This is a genomic window from Streptomyces sp. NPDC040432 (assembly GCF_055595445.1).
In genome coordinates, this window is sequence record NZ_JBVIVP010000001.1 from 542,437 (window position 1) to 560,797 (window position 18,361).

At 72.0% G+C, this 18,361-nt stretch carries 19 protein-coding genes; 7 read left to right on the forward strand and 12 right to left on the reverse strand.

Annotated features, from left to right (window positions below; genetic code table 11):
* Window positions 1-15: 15 nt before the first annotated feature.
* Window positions 16-717 (forward strand): MBL fold metallo-hydrolase, encoded by a 702-nt coding sequence (locus tag ACZ58N_RS02460; RefSeq protein ID WP_471154632.1) that lies wholly within the window; start codon window positions 16-18, stop codon window positions 715-717.
* A 19-nt stretch (window positions 718-736) separates the two neighbouring features.
* Here ACZ58N_RS02460 and ACZ58N_RS02465 read toward each other — a convergent pair whose 3' ends face one another.
* Window positions 737-1,774 carry an NUDIX hydrolase gene (locus tag ACZ58N_RS02465; RefSeq protein ID WP_471154634.1) on the reverse strand — a complete coding sequence of 346 codons (1,038 nt, stop codon included), beginning with the start codon at window positions 1,772-1,774 and terminating at the stop codon, window positions 737-739.
* Window positions 1,775-1,970: 196 nt separating this feature from the next.
* Here ACZ58N_RS02465 and ACZ58N_RS02470 point away from each other — a divergent pair, with 196 nt between their 5' ends.
* Complete coding sequence (locus ACZ58N_RS02470) at window positions 1,971-2,960, forward strand: LacI family DNA-binding transcriptional regulator (RefSeq protein WP_471155203.1); 990 nt, start codon at window positions 1,971-1,973, stop codon at window positions 2,958-2,960.
* Window positions 2,961-3,033: 73 nt separating this feature from the next.
* On the opposite strand, the gene ACZ58N_RS02475 is transcribed toward ACZ58N_RS02470, so the two are convergent.
* The 5 genes from ACZ58N_RS02475 to ACZ58N_RS02495 form a co-directional block, all read right to left on the reverse strand.
* Entirely contained in the window at window positions 3,034-4,332 is a 1,299-nt protein-coding gene (locus ACZ58N_RS02475; protein WP_471154636.1) for a DUF6986 family protein, read from the reverse strand.
* A 164-nt stretch (window positions 4,333-4,496) separates the two neighbouring features.
* Entirely contained in the window at window positions 4,497-5,459 is a 963-nt protein-coding gene (locus tag ACZ58N_RS02480) for an electron transfer flavoprotein subunit alpha/FixB family protein (protein WP_471154639.1), read from the reverse strand.
* A gap of 59 nt (window positions 5,460-5,518) precedes the next feature.
* Window positions 5,519-6,304, reverse strand: coding sequence for an electron transfer flavoprotein subunit beta/FixA family protein (locus tag ACZ58N_RS02485; RefSeq protein WP_471154641.1), 786 nt, complete (start codon window positions 6,302-6,304; stop codon window positions 5,519-5,521).
* Window positions 6,305-6,505: 201 nt separating this feature from the next.
* Window positions 6,506-7,024, reverse strand: coding sequence for a flavin reductase family protein (locus ACZ58N_RS02490; RefSeq protein ID WP_471155205.1), 519 nt, complete (start codon window positions 7,022-7,024; stop codon window positions 6,506-6,508).
* A 262-nt stretch (window positions 7,025-7,286) separates the two neighbouring features.
* Window positions 7,287-7,586 (reverse strand): thioredoxin family protein, encoded by a 300-nt coding sequence (locus ACZ58N_RS02495; RefSeq protein ID WP_471155207.1) that lies wholly within the window; start codon window positions 7,584-7,586, stop codon window positions 7,287-7,289.
* A 315-nt stretch (window positions 7,587-7,901) separates the two neighbouring features.
* Between ACZ58N_RS02495 and ACZ58N_RS02500 the strand changes: the two genes are divergently transcribed.
* From ACZ58N_RS02500 to ACZ58N_RS02510, 3 genes are all read left to right on the forward strand, one after another.
* Window positions 7,902-8,624 carry a lysophospholipid acyltransferase family protein gene (locus ACZ58N_RS02500; protein WP_471154643.1) on the forward strand — a complete coding sequence of 241 codons (723 nt, stop codon included), beginning with the start codon at window positions 7,902-7,904 and terminating at the stop codon, window positions 8,622-8,624.
* A gap of 171 nt (window positions 8,625-8,795) precedes the next feature.
* Window positions 8,796-9,374, forward strand: a complete 579-nt coding sequence (locus ACZ58N_RS02505) for a TetR/AcrR family transcriptional regulator (protein ID WP_471154646.1) — start codon at window positions 8,796-8,798, stop codon at window positions 9,372-9,374.
* Between the two features lie 86 nt (window positions 9,375-9,460).
* Window positions 9,461-10,243: an oxidoreductase gene (locus ACZ58N_RS02510; RefSeq protein ID WP_471154648.1), complete on the forward strand. Its 783-nt coding sequence runs from the start codon at window positions 9,461-9,463 to the stop codon at window positions 10,241-10,243.
* Between the two features lie 127 nt (window positions 10,244-10,370).
* Here the strand turns inward: ACZ58N_RS02510 and ACZ58N_RS02515 are convergent, their stop codons facing one another.
* A complete protein-coding gene (locus tag ACZ58N_RS02515; RefSeq protein ID WP_471154650.1) occupies window positions 10,371-10,970 on the reverse strand; it encodes a CGNR zinc finger domain-containing protein in 600 nt (199 codons plus the stop codon).
* Between the two features lie 96 nt (window positions 10,971-11,066).
* Between ACZ58N_RS02515 and ACZ58N_RS02520 the strand changes: the two genes are divergently transcribed.
* Complete coding sequence (locus tag ACZ58N_RS02520; protein WP_471154652.1) at window positions 11,067-12,302, forward strand: MFS transporter; 1,236 nt, start codon at window positions 11,067-11,069, stop codon at window positions 12,300-12,302.
* Here the strand turns inward: ACZ58N_RS02520 and ACZ58N_RS02525 are convergent.
* The 5 genes from ACZ58N_RS02525 to ACZ58N_RS02545 form a co-directional block, all read right to left on the reverse strand.
* The gene (locus ACZ58N_RS02525) at window positions 12,238-12,837 is read right to left on the reverse strand and encodes a transglutaminase-like domain-containing protein (RefSeq protein ID WP_471154654.1); all 600 of its coding nucleotides are present in this window, start codon (window positions 12,835-12,837) and stop codon (window positions 12,238-12,240) included. The genes ACZ58N_RS02520 and ACZ58N_RS02525 overlap by 65 nt on opposite strands.
* Before the next feature lie 58 nt (window positions 12,838-12,895).
* A complete protein-coding gene (locus ACZ58N_RS02530) occupies window positions 12,896-13,957 on the reverse strand; it encodes a threonine aldolase family protein (RefSeq protein ID WP_471154656.1) in 1,062 nt (353 codons plus the stop codon).
* An 11-nt stretch (window positions 13,958-13,968) separates the two neighbouring features.
* A complete protein-coding gene (locus tag ACZ58N_RS02535; RefSeq protein WP_471154657.1) occupies window positions 13,969-14,730 on the reverse strand; it encodes an SDR family NAD(P)-dependent oxidoreductase in 762 nt (253 codons plus the stop codon).
* 26 nt (window positions 14,731-14,756) lie between these two features.
* On the reverse strand, window positions 14,757-16,163 hold the full coding sequence (locus tag ACZ58N_RS02540) for a DUF6421 family protein (RefSeq protein WP_471154659.1): 1,407 nt from the start codon (window positions 16,161-16,163) through the stop codon (window positions 14,757-14,759).
* A 197-nt stretch (window positions 16,164-16,360) separates the two neighbouring features.
* Entirely contained in the window at window positions 16,361-17,482 is a 1,122-nt protein-coding gene (locus ACZ58N_RS02545; protein ID WP_471154662.1) for an LLM class flavin-dependent oxidoreductase, read from the reverse strand.
* Window positions 17,483-17,531: 49 nt separating this feature from the next.
* Here ACZ58N_RS02545 and ACZ58N_RS02550 point away from each other — a divergent pair, with 49 nt between their 5' ends.
* Window positions 17,532-18,194 (forward strand): PadR family transcriptional regulator, encoded by a 663-nt coding sequence (locus ACZ58N_RS02550; RefSeq protein ID WP_471154665.1) that lies wholly within the window; start codon window positions 17,532-17,534, stop codon window positions 18,192-18,194.
* The last annotated feature ends 167 nt before the right edge of the window (window positions 18,195-18,361 follow it).

Genomic DNA, 18,361 nt, shown 5'->3' on the forward strand with positions numbered 1-18,361 from the left:
CCTACGTTCTGCCGCATGGACCTCGTACAAGTGCTCCCGGACCGGCTCCACATGCTCCGCTTCCCGATCGGTCAGGCCTACCTCTGGCAGGACGGCGAAGCCCTCACCCTGATCGACGCGGGCCATGTCGATTCGGCCTCCTCGATCGAGGAGGCGATACGTTCCCTCGGCCTGCTGCCCCAGCGGCTGGAGCGGATCGTACTGACCCACTGCCATCGGGACCACGTCGGCGCGGCCGGTGAACTCGCCGCCCGTTGGGGGGCCGAGGTCCTCGCGCACCGGCTGGACGCCCCCGTGATCCGCGGCGAGCGGCCGGTCCCGGAACCGGTCCTGCTGGACTGGGAACTGCCGCTCCACGCCCATGGCCTGACCGTCCCCGAGGCGCCGCCGACCCCGGTCGACCGGGAGCTGGAGGACGGCGAGGTGTTGCCCTTCGGCGGCGGGGCGGTCGTCGTCCACTGCCCCGGCCACACCCCGGGCAGCATCGGCGTCCACCTGCCCGAGCACGGGGTGCTGTTCACGGGTGACTGCGTCGCGGGGGTGGGGCAGGTGATGCTCGGGGTCTTCAACGTCGATCGGGAGCAGGCCGTTTCCTCGTTCCGGCGGCTCGCCGCGCTGACCCCGACCGTGGCCTGCTTCGGTCACGGCGAGCCGATCGTGACGGACACGGCGTCGGCGCTGCGGACCGCGGCCGAGGCCGTTCCCGTCAAGGGCTGACAGGCCGGCGGGACACCTCTCACGGCGTCGGACGGCCCGCCTCCAGGTACAGCGGGCGGGCGCCCTCGCGGGCCCTCAGTGCCCAGCGCAGCCGCTCGTAGCGCTGCGGTGGCAGCAGCCCGGCGGCCTCCGGTTCGGTGACGAAGCGCCAGGCCCGCAGTTCGGGGCCGGGCAGGCGCAACGCCTTGATCTGCGACGGGGTCAGCGATCCGCCGTCGAAGAGCAGCCGCAACCCCCCGTACGCGGGACGCAGGGGCGGTTCCCAGTCGATGACGAGCAGCGGCGGGGCGTGGTCGAGTTCCAGGCCGAGTTCCTCGGCGACCTCCCGCACGCCCGCGCGGCCGGGCGCCTCGCCGGGTTCGACGACTCCGCCGGGGAACTCCCAGCCCGGCTTGTAGGTCGGGTCGACGAGCAGGACCCGGTCCTCGTCGTCGAAGAGCAGGACCCCGGCCGCCACGGTCTCGCGGGTCGGTTCGGGGGTCTGCACGATGTCGCAGATCCCGGCCGCTTCCGTGCGCACGGCCTCGGCGATCCGCTCGGCCGTCTCCCGTACGGTCAGCCGCCCGTTGTCGATGACGTGGGCGTCGGTCGCCAGCCAGCCCAGCGCCTCCCGGTAGGCGGGGATGTGGTCGTACGCCCATTGCCGGACGCGTGCGTCCACGACCTCCGGGTCGCCGGGCTCCCGGCGGGTCGCGATCCGCTCGCGCAGGATCGTTTCCTCCGGGGCGAGCAGGATGTGGCGCACGGGAATGCGCCGGGCCGCCAGGGCCCCGAAGATCTCGTCGCGATGGTCCTGGCGGAGCAGCGTCATCGGCGCCACCAGCACGCCCCCGAGCTCGGCGAGCATCGCGGCGGCCGTGTCGACGACCAGCCTCCGCCAACTCGGCAGGTCCTGGTAGTCGTTCACCTCCGCGAGGCGTTCGCGCGGCAGGAGCCGGTTCAGCGCCGTCCCGATGAGCTCCGGGTCGAACAGGGTGCTGTCCGGCAGCAGTCCGGCCAGTTCGCGGGCCGTGCTGGTCTTTCCGGCACCGAACGAGCCGTTGATCCAGACGATCACGTCTACCCCTCTCCCCTTGGCTCCCCTGCGTAGCCCCCAGTGGCTTGCCCGCCCCACCCTGCCATGGAAACCCGCTCGTCGCCGGAGTGCTTATCCTCAAGGTCAGAGCCCTGTCAGCCCGCCCGCATCCGGAGGTTTCCCCACCGTGCCCCACACCCGTCACCCCTCCGGGCCCCGCTACGGCAACCGGCCGACCATGAAGGACGTGGCGGCCCGGGCGGGCGTGGGCCTGAAGACGGTCTCACGGGTCGTCAACGGCGAGCCCGGGGTGACTCCCGACACCGAGAGGCGGGTCCAGGAGGCCATCGAGGCGCTGGGTTTCCGCCGCAACGACAGTGCGCGGGTGCTCCGCAAGGGCCGTACGGCGACCGTCGGCCTGGTCCTCGAAGACCTCGCCGACCCGTTCTACGGTCCCCTCAACCGGGCCGTCGAGGAGGTGGCCCGCACGCACGGCGCGCTCCTCATCAACGGTTCCAGCGCCGAGGACCCGGACCGTGAGAGGGAGTTGGCGCTCGCGCTGTGCGCCCGCCGGGTGGACGGGCTGATCGTGATCCCGGCCGGTGACGACCACCGGTACCTGGAGCCGGAGATCCGGGCGGGCGTGGCGACGGTGTTCGTGGACCGGCCGGCCGGCCGGATCGACGCCGACGTCGTGCTGTCGGACAGCTTCGGCGGTGCCCGGGACGGCGTGGCCCACCTGATCGCGGGCGGGCACCGCCGGATCGGGTTCATCGGCGACCACCCCCGCATCCACACCGCCACGGAGCGGCTGCGCGGCTACCACGAGGCCATGGACCGGGCGGGCCTTCCGGTGCCCGCCTCCTGGGTCTCCCTCGGTTCGACCGCCCCGGAGCGGGTGACGGCCGCCGCCGGGGCGATGCTGAGCGGCCCCGACCCGGTCACCGCCCTCTTCGCGGGGAACAACCGGGTGACCGTCACGCTCGTACGGGTCCTCGCGGCCCGGCCGGGCCCGGTGGCCCTGGTGGGCTTCGACGACTTCGAACTGGCCGACCTGTTGGATCCCGGCATCACGGTGGTCGCCCAGGACGCGGCCGCCCTGGGCCGGGTGGCCACGGACCGGCTGTTCCGGCGACTGGCGGGCGCGGGCCTCCCGCCGGCCCGCATCGAGCTGCCGACCCGTCTGATCCCCCGGGGCTCGGGCGAGCTGCCCCCGGCGGGCTGCTGAACCCGGCGCACGGTACGACGTACGGCCCGGTCAGGGATCCCCGACCGGGCCGTACTTCGTAGCGTGTCGCGGATCAGGCGGTCGCCGTCAGCGTCGCCGAGCGGCGCGGAATGGCGAAGGCGTCCAGTTCGGCGCGGGTCAGGCCGGTCAGCGCCGTGACCTCCTCGGTGCCGACGGCGCCGCAGTCGAGGCCGCGCACGAGGTAGCCGGCGAGGGCCTTGGCGGTCGCGGGCTCGTCCATGACGTCGCCCTCGATCTTGGCGACGTACGCCTTCAGACGGGCCGCCGCGGCCTCCAGGCCCTCCCGGTAGAAGGTGAACACGGCCGCGTAGCGGGTCGGCAGGTGCGCCGGGTGCATGTCCCAGCCCTGGTAGTAGGCGCGGGCCAGGGCGCGGCGGGTGAGGCCGTAGTGGAGCTTCCAGGCCTCGTGGACGTGCTCGGTGGTGCCGATGGGCAGGACGTTCGTCGAGCCGTCCGAGACGCGCACGCCGGTGCCGGCGGCCGCGACCTGCATGATCGCCTTGGCGTGGTCGGCCGCGGGGTGGTCGCTGGACTGGTAGGCGGCGGAGACGCCGACGCAGGCGCTGTAGTCGAAGGTGCCGTAGTGCAGACCGGTGGCGCGGCCCTTGGCGGCCTCGATCATCCGGGCCACGGTGGCGGTGCCGTCGGAGGCGACGATCGACTGGCTGGTCTCGATCTGGATCTCGAAGCCGATCCGGCCCGGGCGCAGGCCCCGGGTGATCTCGAAGGCCTCCAGCAGCTTGACGAACGCGCTGACCTGCTCGGCGTAGGTGACCTTGGGCAGGGTCAGGACGAGGCCCTCGGGCAGACCGCCGTGGGCGAGCAGCCCGGACAGGAAGATGTCGGTGGTGCGGATGCCGCGGTCGCGGACGTTGGATTCCATGCACTTCATGCGGACGCCCATGTACGGGGCGTTGGTGCCGTTGGCGTAGGCCTCCGAGACGAGGCGGGCGGCGCGGGCCGCGGCCTGGTCCTCCTCCTCGTCGGAGCGGACGCCGAAGCCGTCCTCGAAGTCGACGCGGAGGTCCTCGATCGGCTCGCTCGCCAGCTTGGCGCGGACGCGGTCGTAGACCGGTACGGCGAGCTCGTCGGAGATGCCCAGCACCTTGGCGAAGGTGGCGGCGTCCGGGGCGTGCTCGTCGAGGGCGGCGAGGGCCTGGTCGCCCCAGGAACGGATGGTGTCGGCGGCGAAGACGTCACCGGGCACGTAGACGGTGTGGATGGGCTGACGGGTGCCGGGGTCGCCCGGGTAGTGGCGCGCGAGTTCCGCGTCCACCGGCGCGAGGGAGGCGCTGATGCCCTCGCTGACCGCGCCTGCGAGGCTCGTCGCCACCTTCTCCTGCTGACCCATCGTGCACTCTCCTCTTTTCCGCTTCACGGAATCTTAGATCCGCATAGCAGAATTTAATCACGGGGTTCCGCTCCGTCAATGGTCCCTCCGCCCGGAGCCGGAAACGACTCGGGGCCGTGTGGTGACAAACACCACACGGCCCCGGAGACTGCTTGCCCCGCAGGTCAGCCCTTGCGGGCCTGGATCTGCTCGGTCAGCTGGGGGACGACCGCGAAGAGGTCGCCGACCACGCCGTAGTCGACGAGGTCGAAGATCGGGGCCTCGGCGTCCTTGTTGATGGCGACGATGGTCTTCGAGGTCTGCATGCCCGCGCGGTGCTGGATCGCGCCCGAGATGCCGGAGGCGATGTACAGCTGCGGGGAGACCGACTTGCCGGTCTGGCCGACCTGGTTGGAGTGCGGGTACCAACCGGCGTCCACGGCGGCGCGCGAGGCGCCGACGGCCGCACCGAGGGAGTCCGCGAGGGCCTCGATGATGCCGAAGTTCTCGGCACCGTTGACGCCGCGGCCACCGGAGACGACGATCGCGGCCTCGGTCAGCTCGGGACGGCCGGTGGACTCGCGCGGGGTGCGCGAGGTGACCTTGGTACCGGTGGCCAGGGCGCCGAAGGTGACGGCGAGCGCCTCGACGGCACCGGCGGCCGGGGCGGCCTCGACCGGGGCCGAGTTCGGCTTCACGGTGATGACCGGGGTGCCCTTGGACACGCGGGACTTGGTGGTGAACGACGCGGCGAAGGCGGCCTGCGTCGCGACCGGGCCCTCGTCACCCGCCTCCAGGTCGACGGCGTCGGTGATGATGCCGGAGCCGATGCGCACGGCGAGGCGCGCGGCGATCTCCTTGCCCTCGGCGGAGGACGGGACGAGCACGGCGACCGGGGAGACCGCGTCGTAGGCGGCCTGGAGCGCGTCCACCTTCGGTACGACGAGGTAGTCGGTGAACTCGGGGGCGTCGGCGGTGAGGACCTTGACCGCGCCGTGCTCGGCGAGGACCGCGGCGGTGTCGGCCGCGCCGGCACCCAGGGCGACGGCGACGGGCTCGCCGATGCGGCGGGCCAGCGTCAGCAGTTCGAGGGTGGGCTTGCGGACGGCACCGTCCGCGTGGTCGACGAAGACGAGAACTTCAGCCATGGGACTGCTCTCCTGCGATTGCGAAGTATCTGGGGACTGGGAGGGGATGGCCGAAGTTCTCAGATGAACTTCTGGCCGGCCAGGAACTCGGCCAGCTGCTTGCCGCCCTCGCCCTCGTCCTTGACGACCGTGCCGGCGGTGCGGGCGGGACGCTGCGTCGCGGAGTCGACCGCGGTCCAGGAGCCTTCCAGGCCGACCTCTTCGGCCTCCAGGTCGAGGTCCGACAGGTCCCAGGACTCCACCGGCTTCTTCTTGGCGGCCATGATGCCCTTGAAGGACGGGTAGCGGGCCTCACCCGACTGGTCCGTCACCGAGACGAGCGCGGGCAGGGAGGCCTGGAGCTGCTCGCTCGCGGAGTCGCCGTCGCGGCGGCCGGTCACGACGCCGTCCTCGACCTTGACCTCGGAGAGCAGGGTGACCTGCGGGACGCCCAGACGCTCGGCCAGGATGGCCGGCAGCACGCCCATGACGCCGTCGGTCGAGGCCATGCCCGCGATGACCAGGTCGTAGCCGGCCTTCTCGATCGCCTTGGCCAGCACCAGCGAGGTGCCCATGACGTCGGAGCCGTGCAGGTCGTCGTCCTCGACGTGGATCGCCTTGTCGGCACCCATGGACAGCGCCTTGCGCAGCGCGTCCTTGGCGTCCTCGGGACCCACGGTCAGGACGGTGATCTCCGCGTCGTCCGCCTCGTCGGCGATCTGCAGCGCCTGCTCGACGGCGTACTCGTCGAGCTCCGACAGCAGGCCGTCGACGTCGTCACGGTTGACGGTCAGGTCCTCGGTGAACTGCCGGTCGCCGGTGGCGTCGGGCACGTACTTCACACAGACAACGATCCTCAGGCTCACGCCGGCTCTCCTACCGCATCGTCTTTTTTGGTACCGCCTTGTGCAGGCAGCATAGGCGCCACGTCGGGCGGATCCCGGTCGGGGCGGCCCGCGCTCCGATGGGAATGTTACTCGCCAGTACACCTCGGGTCCCCGCCAGGTGCAAGGCCACCGAACTGTGACCTTGACAACGCCGTCCCGACCCGCCCCAACAGGGACGATTCAGTCCCGCAACGCGTTGAAGCGCCCCTGGTGGTAGAGCAGCGGACGGCCTTCCCCGGCCGGATCCCCGGCCACCGCTTCCGCGATGATCACACGGTGGGCGCCCGCGGGCACCCTCGCCACCACCCGGCACACCAACCAGGCGAGCACGCCGTCCAGCAACGGGACCCCGTGCGGGCCCCGGACCCAGCCGGTGTCCAGGCCGAAACGGTCGGCGCCGCTGGTCGCGAAGAGCCCGGCCAGCTCGCTCTGGTGCTCGCCGAGTATGTGCACGCCGAGGTGGTCGGACTCACGCACCGCGGGCCAGCTGGAGGAGCCCGTGCCGATGGTGAAGGACAGCAGGGGCGGGTCGGCGGACACCGAGTTCAAGGAGGTGGCCGTGAATCCGGCGGGCCGGCCGTCGAGCTCCGCGGTGATCACCGCGACGCCGGCGGCGTGGCGACGGAAGACGGAGCGCAGCAGGTCGGGAGAGCCGGGCAGGCCGGAGCGATCGGCGCCGACGGGCGCGGAGGAGGACATCCGGGTGGTCTGGGCGGTCATCGCAGGACTTCCTTCTGCCGCGGGAAACGCGGACGCAGTCGGGGATCGGGGGGCCGGATTCTTCAGTGATCCCAACAGCGCGCGCTCGCGTGGCGGACGAGGTCCACGTGGACCCGCCCGTAAAGCAGGAGTTCATACCGCATGTCGTCAGCCTGACGATCTCACGTGTACACAGTCAAGCCGGATCGGTCAGATGTCAGACGCGTCACGCTCCGTACGGGCGCACGCACCGGCGCACCCGTCACACCGCCGCCCCGAGGGCGGCGATCACATCGGCCTTGCGGGGCATCCCCTCGGCACGGCGGACGACGCGGCCGGCCGCGTCCAGGACGAGCACGGTCGGGGTCTTCGCGATGCCGAGGGCGCGCACCAGGTCCAGGTTCCGCTCGGCGTCGATCTCGATGTGCGCGACCCCGGGAACCAGGCCCGCGACCTCGGCGAGGATCCGCCGGGTGGCCCGGCAGGGCTGGCAGAAGGCGGTGGAGAACTGGACCAGGCTGGCCCGCTCCCCCGGCTCCCGCCCCAGTTCGGCCGCGCCCAGGGGGCCGCCCCGCCCCCGGCCGGTCCGAGACCCCCCGCCGCCGCCGTGGTCGTCCGCTCCGTGCCCGTGCACGCGTACTCCCGTCCACCCTGTCCGTATGTTCGTAACCGCCCGGCGGCTGCCCGGCGGAGCCCTTGTCCCAGCGCCGGGGCGCCATGCGGCATTCCCCGCGTGACGAGAATCTCTCCGGGCGCGGCCGTCTGGGCTGGCCTGCGGGCCCCGTTTGGGGCACGATCCCCACATGGTCGCGTACCTACGCTTCCGTAACTTCCGGCCGGGAGCACCTCCCCAGGCAGAAAGCGGGGTCTCCCCACCATGGCTGAGCTCGTCTATCCCCCAGTGATCGGCGCCGCGCACACCCTCTTCCGTGCGCTGGACATCCGCATCGACATGAAGGGCACCGAGAACATCCCGCGCCAGGGCGGGGCGGTCCTGGTGTCCAACCACATCGGTTACCTGGACTTCATCTTCGCGGGTCTCACCGCGCGGCCGCAGAAGCGCCTGGTGCGCTTCATGGCCAAGGAGTCGGTGTTCCGACACAAGGTGTCCGGCCCCCTGATGCGCGCCATGAAGCACATCCCCGTGGACCGCGCCCAGGGCGAGTCCGCCTACCAGCACGCCCTGGACTCCCTGCGGTCCGGCGAGATCATCGGGGTGTTCCCGGAGGCGACGATCTCCCAGTCGTTCACGCTCAAGAGCTTCAAGTCGGGTGCGGCCCGGATGGCCCAGGAGGCCGGCGTCCCGCTGATCCCGGTGGCGCTGTGGGGCACGCAGCGGCTGTGGACCAAGGGGCGCCCGAAGAACCTCAAGCGCAGCCACATCCCGGTGACGATGCGGATCGGCGAGCCCATCGAGGCCCCGTCCGACCAGTACGCCGGGGCGATCACCCGCCGGCTGCGCGAGCGGGTGCAGGAGCTGCTGGAGGCGGCGCAGCGCGCCTACCCGGCCAAGCCGGCCGGTCCCGAGGACTCGTGGTGGCTGCCGGCCCACCTCGGCGGCACGGCCCCGACGGCCGCGCAGGTCAAGGAAGCAGGCTGAGGGACCACCCGGTCGCGAGGGCCCGCCGCCCGGCACTCCCGGGCGGCTCCCTTCCGGGACGCGGCATCCTTCGACGGGTCTGCGATGGCCCTGATCGATTCGATCATCTCGACCGGCGGACTCCGGACCATTATTTGACCTCAAGGTCAAAAACGCTGCTACGGTAACGCCATGGGCAGACCGAAGCAGTTCGATCCGGACGTGGCGGTGGAGCGCGCGATGGACGTGTTCTGGCGCAAGGGGTACGGGGCGACGACACCCCAGGACCTCGTGGACGAGATCGGCATCGGCAAGGGCAGCCTCTACAACACCTTCGGCAGCAAGCAGGCGCTGTTCGAGCGGGCACTCGCCCGCTACCGGGACGCGCAGGCGGCGTGGTTGACGGAACTGCTCGACCACCCCGGTTCGGCCAAGGACCGGCTGCGCGGCGCGCTGGAGGCCCTGGTCGAGCTCGACCTGGGCGACCCGGACCGGCGCGGCTGCATGGCGGTCAACACCGCCGCCGAATCGGCGCCGTCCGACCCCTGGACGACCGACACGGTGCGCAAGATGTTCGCGCGCACCGAGGGCGCCTTCCGGGCGACCGTCGAGGAGGGGCAGCGCGCCGGCGAGATCGACACCGGCCGCGACGCGGCCGCAACGGCCTCCTGGCTGCTCGCGACCGTGATCGGCATGCGGGTGCTGGCGAAGACCGCGGAGGACGCCTCGCAGTTGAAGCGGGTCGTGGACGCGGCGGTGGCTTCGCTCTAGTACGTACGACACGGGCCGTCCCGGCGGCCGCCTTTTTCATGACCTTGTTTTGTACCTGTAATTCAAAAACTCTGAAGGAGTCCGTCATGGATCTCGCTCTCGCGGGAAAGACCGCCGTCGTCACCGGGGCCGGCCGGGGCGTCGGCCTCGCGATCACCCGGCAGCTCGTCGCCGAGGGGGTCCGCGTGGTCGGCGCGGCCCGTACGATCACGGCCGAATTCGAGGAGACCGGCGGCCACCCCGTCCCGGTGGACCTGAGCACGCCGGAGGGCGCGCGGGAACTGGCGGTGCGGGCCCTCGCGGAACTCGGTGGCGTGGACATCCTGGTCAACAACCTGGGCGGTGGGGACGAGTTCAACCTCGACGGGTTCCTCGCGACCGACGACGCCCTGTGGGCGCACAGCTTCGAGGTCAACCTGTTCGGCACGGTCCGCGTCACCCGCGGGCTGCTGCCGAGCATCCTGGAGCGCCGAGGGTCGATCGTGAACATCTCCTCGATGTGCGCCCGCCTGCCGGCCACGGGCCCCGTCGAGTACAGCGCCGCGAAGGCGGGCCTCAACGCCTTCGGGAAGTCGCTGTCGGAGGAGTTCGGCCCCCGGGGCGTCCGCGTGAACACGGTCTCCCCCGGCCCCACGCGCACCGCCATATGGGAGGGCGAGGACGGCTTCGGCGCGCTCCTCGCCCGGACGAACGGCGTCGAGCACCGCGAGTTCCTGACCGGCGTACCCGCGTCCATGGGCATGACCACCGGCCGCATGGTCGAGCCCGAAGAGGTCGCGTCCGTCGTCCTGTTCCTCGCCTCGGACCGCGCGGCGAGCGTCACGGGCGCCGACTACGTGGTCGAGGGCGGCGGCATCAAGACCGTGTGAGCCGTACGACGGGTGGGGCGGGCCACTTCGGCCCGCCCCACCGGATGCCCCACCGAACACCCCGCGATGCCCCCGGTGCGCCGATACGGCGGGACGTCCCGTACGCGGCGTAGGGGGCGTCGGCGCCTCAAGGCGCCCCCGCCCCTCCCTCCCGATCCCCCTCGCGCCTGCGGCGCCGGTGTGCCGCGACGCGGGCGCGTGTGGAGCAGGTGGAGGAGCAGTAGCGGCGGACGCTGCCGGGGCCCGCCCCGAGGAAGAGCCGGCCGCAGCCCGCGGCGGCGCAGGCCCCCCAGACGACGCGCCCGTGCTCGGTGAGCAACTGGGCCAGGGCGAGGGCGCCGGAGGCCAGGAACCAGTCGCCCCAGTGGGCCCCGTCGCCGCGGTCGACGTGCAGGTGCCAGGGGTGGCCGTCGTGCCGGGTCAGCCGGGGCCGGGTCCCGCACTCCTCCAGCAGGACGTTGAGGGCCTCGGCGGTGCGGTCCTCGTCCGTCTCGGCGATCACCCCGGCCATGCGGAGCGCGGCGGCCCGGAGTTCGACCGCGTCCGCCTCGCCGAAGGCCTCGGGGGTCAGGTCGGCCGGGTGTTCGCCGTGCCGGGCCAGGAGGGCCGCGAGACCGTCCCGCCCGAGTCCGGGATCGGCGCGGACCGCCTCCGAGCATGCGATCAGCCGCCGGACCGCAGAGAAGCCCTCGCCCGCCGGACCGTCGCTGTTCCGTGCGCCCGCCATCGCCGGATCCTTTCGCCGTACACCCACATGACGTAACGTCTTTCTGCGACAACACGTTACACGCGGTGCGGGTCGGTACTGGAGGGGGTCCGGGGCATGGGCGGGTTCGGCAGGTACGTGGGGGCGGCGCTGGCGGCGCGGTTCGCATCCGAGGGCATGGGCATGGCGGTGGTGCTGCTGGCCCTGGAACGCACGGGGAGCGCGGCGCACGGGGCGTTCGTCCTGACGGCCTGGCTGGCCCCGCACGTCCTGGCGGCGCCCCTCGCGGGCGCCGCCGCCGCCCGCACCCGGCGGCCGCGGCTGTTCCACGTGGGCGCGCTGGCCGGGTTCACGGCCGCGACGGCCGCGCTGGCCGCGCTGCTGGGGCGGGCCCCGTGGCCGGTCGTACTGGCCGTGGCGGTGCTGGGGGGAACCTGCGGGCCGATGGTGACGGGCGGGCTGTCCAGCCTCGTCGCCTCGTTGGTGCCGGAGGGGCCGGGGCGCGACCGTGCGTACGGCTGGGACGCGTCCACGTACAACGCGGCGGCGGTCACGGCGCCCGCCGCCGTCGGCACGATCACGGCACTGGCATCGGCCGGCCCCGCGATGGCCTTGCTGACCGTCTCCGGCGCCCTGGCGGCGCTCCTGGCGGCGACCCTCCCGTACGAGGCCCCGGGCGCGGCCCGGCCGCAGGACGGCCCCCGGGCCGGGCTCGGTGCGGGCCTCGCCGCGTTGTGGCGGGTGCGGGAGCTGCGGGCCGTCACCTCTGCGACGACGCTGGCCTTCGTCGGTGTCGGGGCGCTGACGACCGGGTCGGTGCTGCTGGCCGCGGAGCTCGGCACTCCGGGCGCGGGCGGGGTCCTGATGACGGCCTTCGCGGTGGGCGCGCTGGCCGGTTCGTTGACGCTGGGCAGGATCACCTCCGTGGCGCCGGGTCGGCTGGCCCGTTGGGCGATGGCGGGGACGGGCGTGGCCCTGGCGGCGGCCGCGATCGCCCCTTCGGTGCCCGTGACGGCCGCGCTGTTCGCGGTGGCGGGGGTGTGCGACGGTCCGCTGCTGACGGCGACGCTGCGGATCCGTTCCCGCTACGCGCCGGACGGGGTGCGGGCCCAGGTGTTCACCCTGGGGGCGGGACTGAAGCTGACGGCGGCCTCGGCGGGCGCCGCCCTCGTGGGGCTGACGGCCGCCGCCCCGGCGTGGACACTGCTGCTCGGGATCGCGGTGCTCCAGCTCGTGGCCGCCGCCCTGCACCTCCTGGTGGCGACCCGCGGGCCCGGACCGGAGGTCGTCACAGGGTCGTCGGCAGGGCCCGCCAGAGCCGCGTCCGGTCGGGGGACTCCCGGAGCGCCCTGAGGGCGGCCGGGTGCGGGGCGGCGTACAGCTGGGGGTAGTCGCTCTCGCCGAGCTCCGGGCGCACGGGGAAGGCGAGCCGTTCCCGGTCCAGGTCGAAGCGGGCGTCGACGCCCGGCTTGTTGCCCCGGGCGTCGAGCCGGGACCAACGGATGGCGCCGGGCAGCCGCAGGGCGATCAGGCCGTGGATGACGTGCGCGGCGCCGTCGTCGGCGAGGAGCCGCTGGTAGCAGAGGGCCGCGGGGATGCCCCGGGCGCGCAGGAGCGCGGCGAGGGCGTGGGACTTGGCCAGGCAGATGCCGTTGCGCGTGCGCAGGACGTCGGAGGCCCGCCAGGCGACGCGCTCGTCACCGGTGTCGGCCGAGTGTCCGACGGTGTCGCGGACGAAGCCGTAGGCCACTTCGGCGTAGGTCCGGTCGTCGCCGGTGGCCGTCCACAGGGCGTCGGCGGTCTCGCGCACGAAGGGGTGTTCGTGGTCCACGGCCTCGTCGGCCACGAGATAGGCGGCGAGGTCGGCGTGCTCCTGGATCATTTCCATGATCCAGGAGCATATCTATGCGTCGCGACGCATGCCTATTGATTATTTCCGGGTCAGGTCAGCGCGCGAGCTCTTCCTTCAGCGCCTGGAGGAAGCCGTCCACGTCCTCCTCCTGGGTGTCGAAACCGCACATCCAGCGGACGTCACCGGCGGCCTCGTCCCAGAAGTAGAAGCGGTAGCGCTCCTGGAGCCGCCGGGTGACCTCGTGCGGAAGCCGGGCGAACACCGCGTTGGCCTGCACCGGGTAGAGGATCTCCACCCCGTCGGTCTCCCTCACGCCGGCCGCGAGCCGCTGCGCCATGGCGTTGCCGTGGCGGGCGTTGCGCAGCCACAGGTCCTTGGCGAGCAGCGCCTCCAGCTGGACGGAGACGAAGCGCATCTTGGACGCGAGCTGCATCGACATCTTGCGGATGTGCTTCATCTTCCGTACGGCGTCCGGGTTCAGCACGACCACGGCCTCGCCGAACATCATGCCGTTCTTGGTGCCGCCGTACGACAGCACGTCCACGCCGACCGTGTTCGTGAAGGTGCGCATCGGCACGTCGAGCGAGGCCGCCGCGTTGGCTATGCGAGCGCCGTCGAGGTGCACCTTCATGCCGAGGCCGTGGGCGTGCTCACAGATCGCCTTGATCTCGTCCGGCGTGTAGACCGTGCCGAGCTCGGTGTTCTGGGTGATCGAGACGACCTGGGGCATGGCCCGGTGCTCGTCGTCGAAGCCCCAGGCCTCCTGGTCGATCAGCTCGGGGGTGAGCTTGCCGTCCGGTGTGGGAACGGTGAGCAGCTTGAGGCCGGCCATGCGCTCGGGGGCGCCGCCCTCGTCCACGTTGATGTGGGCGGACTTGGCGCAGATCACGGCGCCCCACCGGTCGGTCATGGCCTGGAGGGCGACGACGTTGGCGCCCGTGCCGTTGAAGACCGGGAAGGTTTCCGCGTACGGCCCGAAGTGGCTGCGGAAGACCTTCTGCAGGTTCTCGGTGTACTCGTCCTCGCCGTACGACACCTGGTGACCGCCGTTGGCGAGGGCGATGGCCGCGAGGACCTCCGGGTGCACCCCGGCGTAGTTGTCGCTCGCGAACCCGCGCACCGCGGGGTCGTGGTGGCGTCGCGCGTCGGTCTTCACGACATCGGTCCTCACGGTTGCGGAGTGAGCCACAGACGCTGTCCGTTCACCTCGGAGGCGGGCCGCTCCCACACGCCCGCGATGGCCTCGGCCAGCTCCGTGACGTCGGTGAAGCCCGCGAACTTCGCAGTGGGGCGCTCCGCGCGCATCGCGTCGTGCACCAGTGCCTTGATGACCAGGATCGCAGCCGCGGCCTGCGGGCCGTCCTCGCCGCCCGCCTTGCGGAAGGAGTCCGCCATGGCGAGGGTCCAGGCCTCGGCGGCCGCCTTGCCGGCGTTGTAGGCGGCGTTGTTGGCGACCGGCTTGTGCGCGCCGGACTGGCTGATCAGCACGTACCGGCCGATGTCGCTGCGCAGCAGACCGTCGTGGAAGGCGAGCGAGGTGTGCTGGACGGTGCGGATGAGGAGCTTCTCCAGGAAGTCCCAGTCCGCGAGGTCCACGTCGGTGAACGTCTTGCTGCCGCGCCAGCCGCCGACCAGGTGGACGACCCCGTCGAGGCGGCCGAACTCCTTCTCGGTGTGCTCGGCCCACGCCTTGGTGGCGTCCAGGTCGAGCAGGTCGACGGTGTCACCGGTGATGGTGGCGCCGCCGTGGGCGTAGCGGGCCGCGTCGACGGCCTCGGCGAGGCGCGCCGGATCGGCGTCGGAGGCCACGACCACCGCGCCCGCCTCGGCGAGGCGGAGCAGCGTGGCGCGTCCGGCGGGGCCGCCGGCGCCCGCCACCGCGACCACCGCTCCGTGGAGCTTGCCGTTGCCGTTCACGGAGCCGTTCATCTGTGCATCCTCCTGCGGAGCGGTGCTCATGCGGCGGCCCGGGCGGCCGTCTCGGCGTTCAGGGCGGTGATGCCCTTGGTGGAGGCGATCACACCCTTGAGCTTCTTGGCGAGGGCCTCGTAGAACATGCTGAGCGGAAACTCGTCCGGAAGCACGTCGTCCACGAGCTTGCGCGGCGGCTGCGTCGTGTCGAGGGCGTCGGGGCCCTTGGCCCACTTGGATCCCGGGTGGGGGGCCAGGTAGGTGGAGACGAGCTCGTACGCCTTGAACCAGTGGACGAGCTTCGGACGGTCGATGCCGGCCCGGTACAGGTCCTCGATCTCCGCGCAGAGCTGGTTGGTGACCTGCGGGGCGCGCATCCAGTCGATCTTCAGCTTGTTGTCCGTCCAGCGCACGACGTCGTGCTTGTGGAGGTAGGCGAAGAGCAGCTGGCCGCCGAGGCCGTCGTAGTTGCGGTTGCGGTCGCCGGACACCGGGAAGCGGAACATCCGGTCGAAGAGGACGGCGTACTGCACGTCACGGCCGTGCTCGTTGCCCTCGGACTCCAGCTTCACGGCCTCCTTGAAGGCGGTGAGGTCGCAGCGCAGCTCCTCCAGGCCGTACATCCAGAACGGCTGGCGCTGCTTGATCATGAACGGGTCGAAGGGCAGGTCGCCGTGGCTGTGGGTGCGGTCGTGGACCATGTCCCACAGGACGAAGGCCTTCTCGCAGCGCTCCTGGTCCTCGACCATGGCGGCGATGTCCTCGGGCAGCTCGATGCCGAGGATGTCCACGGCGGCGGCGGTCACCTTGCGGTACCGCGCGGCCTCGCGGTCACAGAAGATGCCGCCCCAGGTGAAGCGCTCGGGGGCCTCGCGGACGGCGATGGTCTCCGGGAAGAGGACGGCGGAGTTGGTGTCGTAGCCCGGGGTGAAGTCCTCGAAGGTGATGCCGAGGAAGAGCGGGTTGTCGTAGCGGGTGCGCTCCAGCTCGGCGAGCCAGTCGGGCCACACCATCTTGAGCGCGACGGCCTCCAGGTTGCGGTCCGGGTTGCCGTTCTGCGTGTACATCGGGAACACCACGAGGTGCTGGAGCCCGTCGGCGCGCTCGGCGGCCGGCTGGAAGGCCAGCAGGGAGTCGAGGAAGTCCGGTACGCGGAAGTCGTCGGCGGCCCACTTGCGCAGGTCGGCGACGAGGGCCTCGTGGTACGCGGTGGCGTGCGGGAGCAGCGGCGACAGCGTCTCGACCGCGGCGATCACGCGCTCCACGGCGGCCATGACGGTGGCGCGGGCGTGCGCCCCCTCCGCCTCGAAGTCGATGGAGCCGTCCGCGCTCTGCCAGGGACGAATCTCCTCCACGGCGGCCTTGAGCTCGGGCCACGCCGGGTGGTCGACCACCCGCGCGCCAGCGGTTATCACGGCACCGCCGGCACCCGGCACAAGAGTTTCCGTCATGTCACTTCCTCCACGGGAGAACCTCACGTCGGCACAGGGTAGGCATGGGAGGCTCTCCCACTCAAGAGGAAACTCAGGAAATTATCCTGCGCCACCCCCTTCCTTACCGGAATTCTTCCCGTCACCGAGCATGGAAGCCATCACTCCGCATCTTTTGACGCGGCTCCGCGCAGCAGCGCGTGTCCCCTTGTTCGCACTCAGCGACCGGAGAAGTGTGGAATGACCTTTTCGCCCCACTGTCGAATGGTTTCCAAGCACGCCTCCTGCGGCACGGTGCCCATTTGGATGAGACACATCACCTCATCCGCGCCGGCGGCCTCCAACCGCTCCACGTACGCGATGGCGTCGCCCGCGCCGCCGTAGGCGTGGTCGGGGTTGAAGGTGGCCGTCGCCGTGGGCCGGACGGGGATGTCCAGCTCGTGCAACCGCGCCACGACCTGCTCCGCGGCCCGGCGCATCCCGGCCTCCTCGTCGGCGCCCGCCTCCACCGCCTCGTCCGGGACACCGGCGCCCCCGTACCAGTGCCCGATGGACTGCGCGAAGAACCGCTGGCCCCGGATCCCCACCCGGCGGGCCTCCTCCGGGTCCTCCAGCACGATCGTCGGGCAGAGCACCGAGAAGTGGTCGTTGACCACCGTGGACACGAAGGCGCTGCCGTCCCGCCCCGCGATCGCCGCGTCGTAGACGGCCCGCATCCCCGCGATCGACTCCGGCCCCGCGAAGCCCATCACCAGCGCCCCGATCCCCAGCTCGGCCGCCCGCACCAGGGTCTCGCCCCGGCTGCACGCCAGGAACAGCGGCGGATGGGGGGCCTGGGCCGGACGCGGCAGGATCGGGTGCGGCGCGATGTCGAGCAGCTCGCCGTGGTACTCCAGCTCCTCCTCCTGCCAGGCCCGTCCGATGATCCGCAGCGCCTCCTCGACCTCGGCGGTGGTCCGCTCCCGGTCGACCCCGCACAGTGAGGTCTCCTGTTCCGTCCCGCCGCGCCCGGCCCCGAGGTCGAGCCGACCCCCGGACAGCAGGTCGAGCATGGCCGCGCGCTCGGCGACCCGGACCGGATGGTTGAAGTTGAACGGCATGCACACGACTCCGTGCCCGATGCGTATGGTGTGCGTCCGGGCCGCTACCCACGTCAAGAAGATCTCAGGTGCGCTCATGTGGGCGTACCACTTCAGCGAGTGGTGCTCAACGGCCCAGATCCGGTCGAATCCCATGCGTTCGGCCAGTACCGCCTGCTCGACGCAGTCACGGATGACCTGGTGCTCCCGTTCCACGGTCGGGTCGGCCAACTGCGCTTCGAAGATCACGGAGAATTTCACGATGCCTCCAGGGTTGCGTCCCGTGCCCGGTCTCACTTCGATTCGGAATATGACTAGTAGTCAGGAACCGAAGAAGCAAGACCTCCCGCCCACCGCGTGGGCGGTGCTCGGTCTGCTGTCGTTCCCCGGCGAGCGCACCGGGTACGAGCTGAAGAAGTGGGCGGACTCCTCCCTCCGTTTCTTCTACTGGTCACCCGCCATCAGCCAGATCTACGCGGAACTGAGGCGACTGGAGGACCTGGGGTACGCGGTCTCCGTGCGCTCGGGACCCGAGGAGGCGCGCGCCAAACGCCGCTACGCGATCACCGACGCGGGCCGCGAGGCCCTCACCGGCTGGGCGGGCGACACCGCGCAGGCGGGCCCGCCGGTGCTCAAGCACGGACTGCTGCTGCGGATCTGGCTGGGGCACCTGGCGGAGCCCGAGCGGCTGCGCGCGATGGTGACGGACCACATGGAGCGCACCCGGGGGGAGTTGGCCGCCGTACGGGAGGCCATGGAGCACGCGGCGGACGTGGCGGAGTGGGCCTTCCCGACGCTGGTCCTGCGCTGGAGCGAACGTCAGCACCTGGCCGAACTGGACCTGGCCCGCGCCCTGCTGGCCGACCTCGCCGCGCCGGCCCCGGGTGAAGGCCGGAACCCGCAGCCGGCGCAGGGCCCGGAGCAGCCCGGAGAACCCCTCCCCCGGACGGATGGAACAGCCGCGCAGGGGTGACCTACGCCGCCCCCGCGCGGCGGTCCGTCAAGCCGGCGGGGACGCGCCCACGCCCGGGTGACGCGGCGGAGCGGCACGCGCCCGCCCCGGCGCGCACGGCCCCGGCGGGAAGCGGCCGGACGGCCGATCCGGGCCCCCGCACGCCCGGTCCCTTCGCGGGCCGGGCG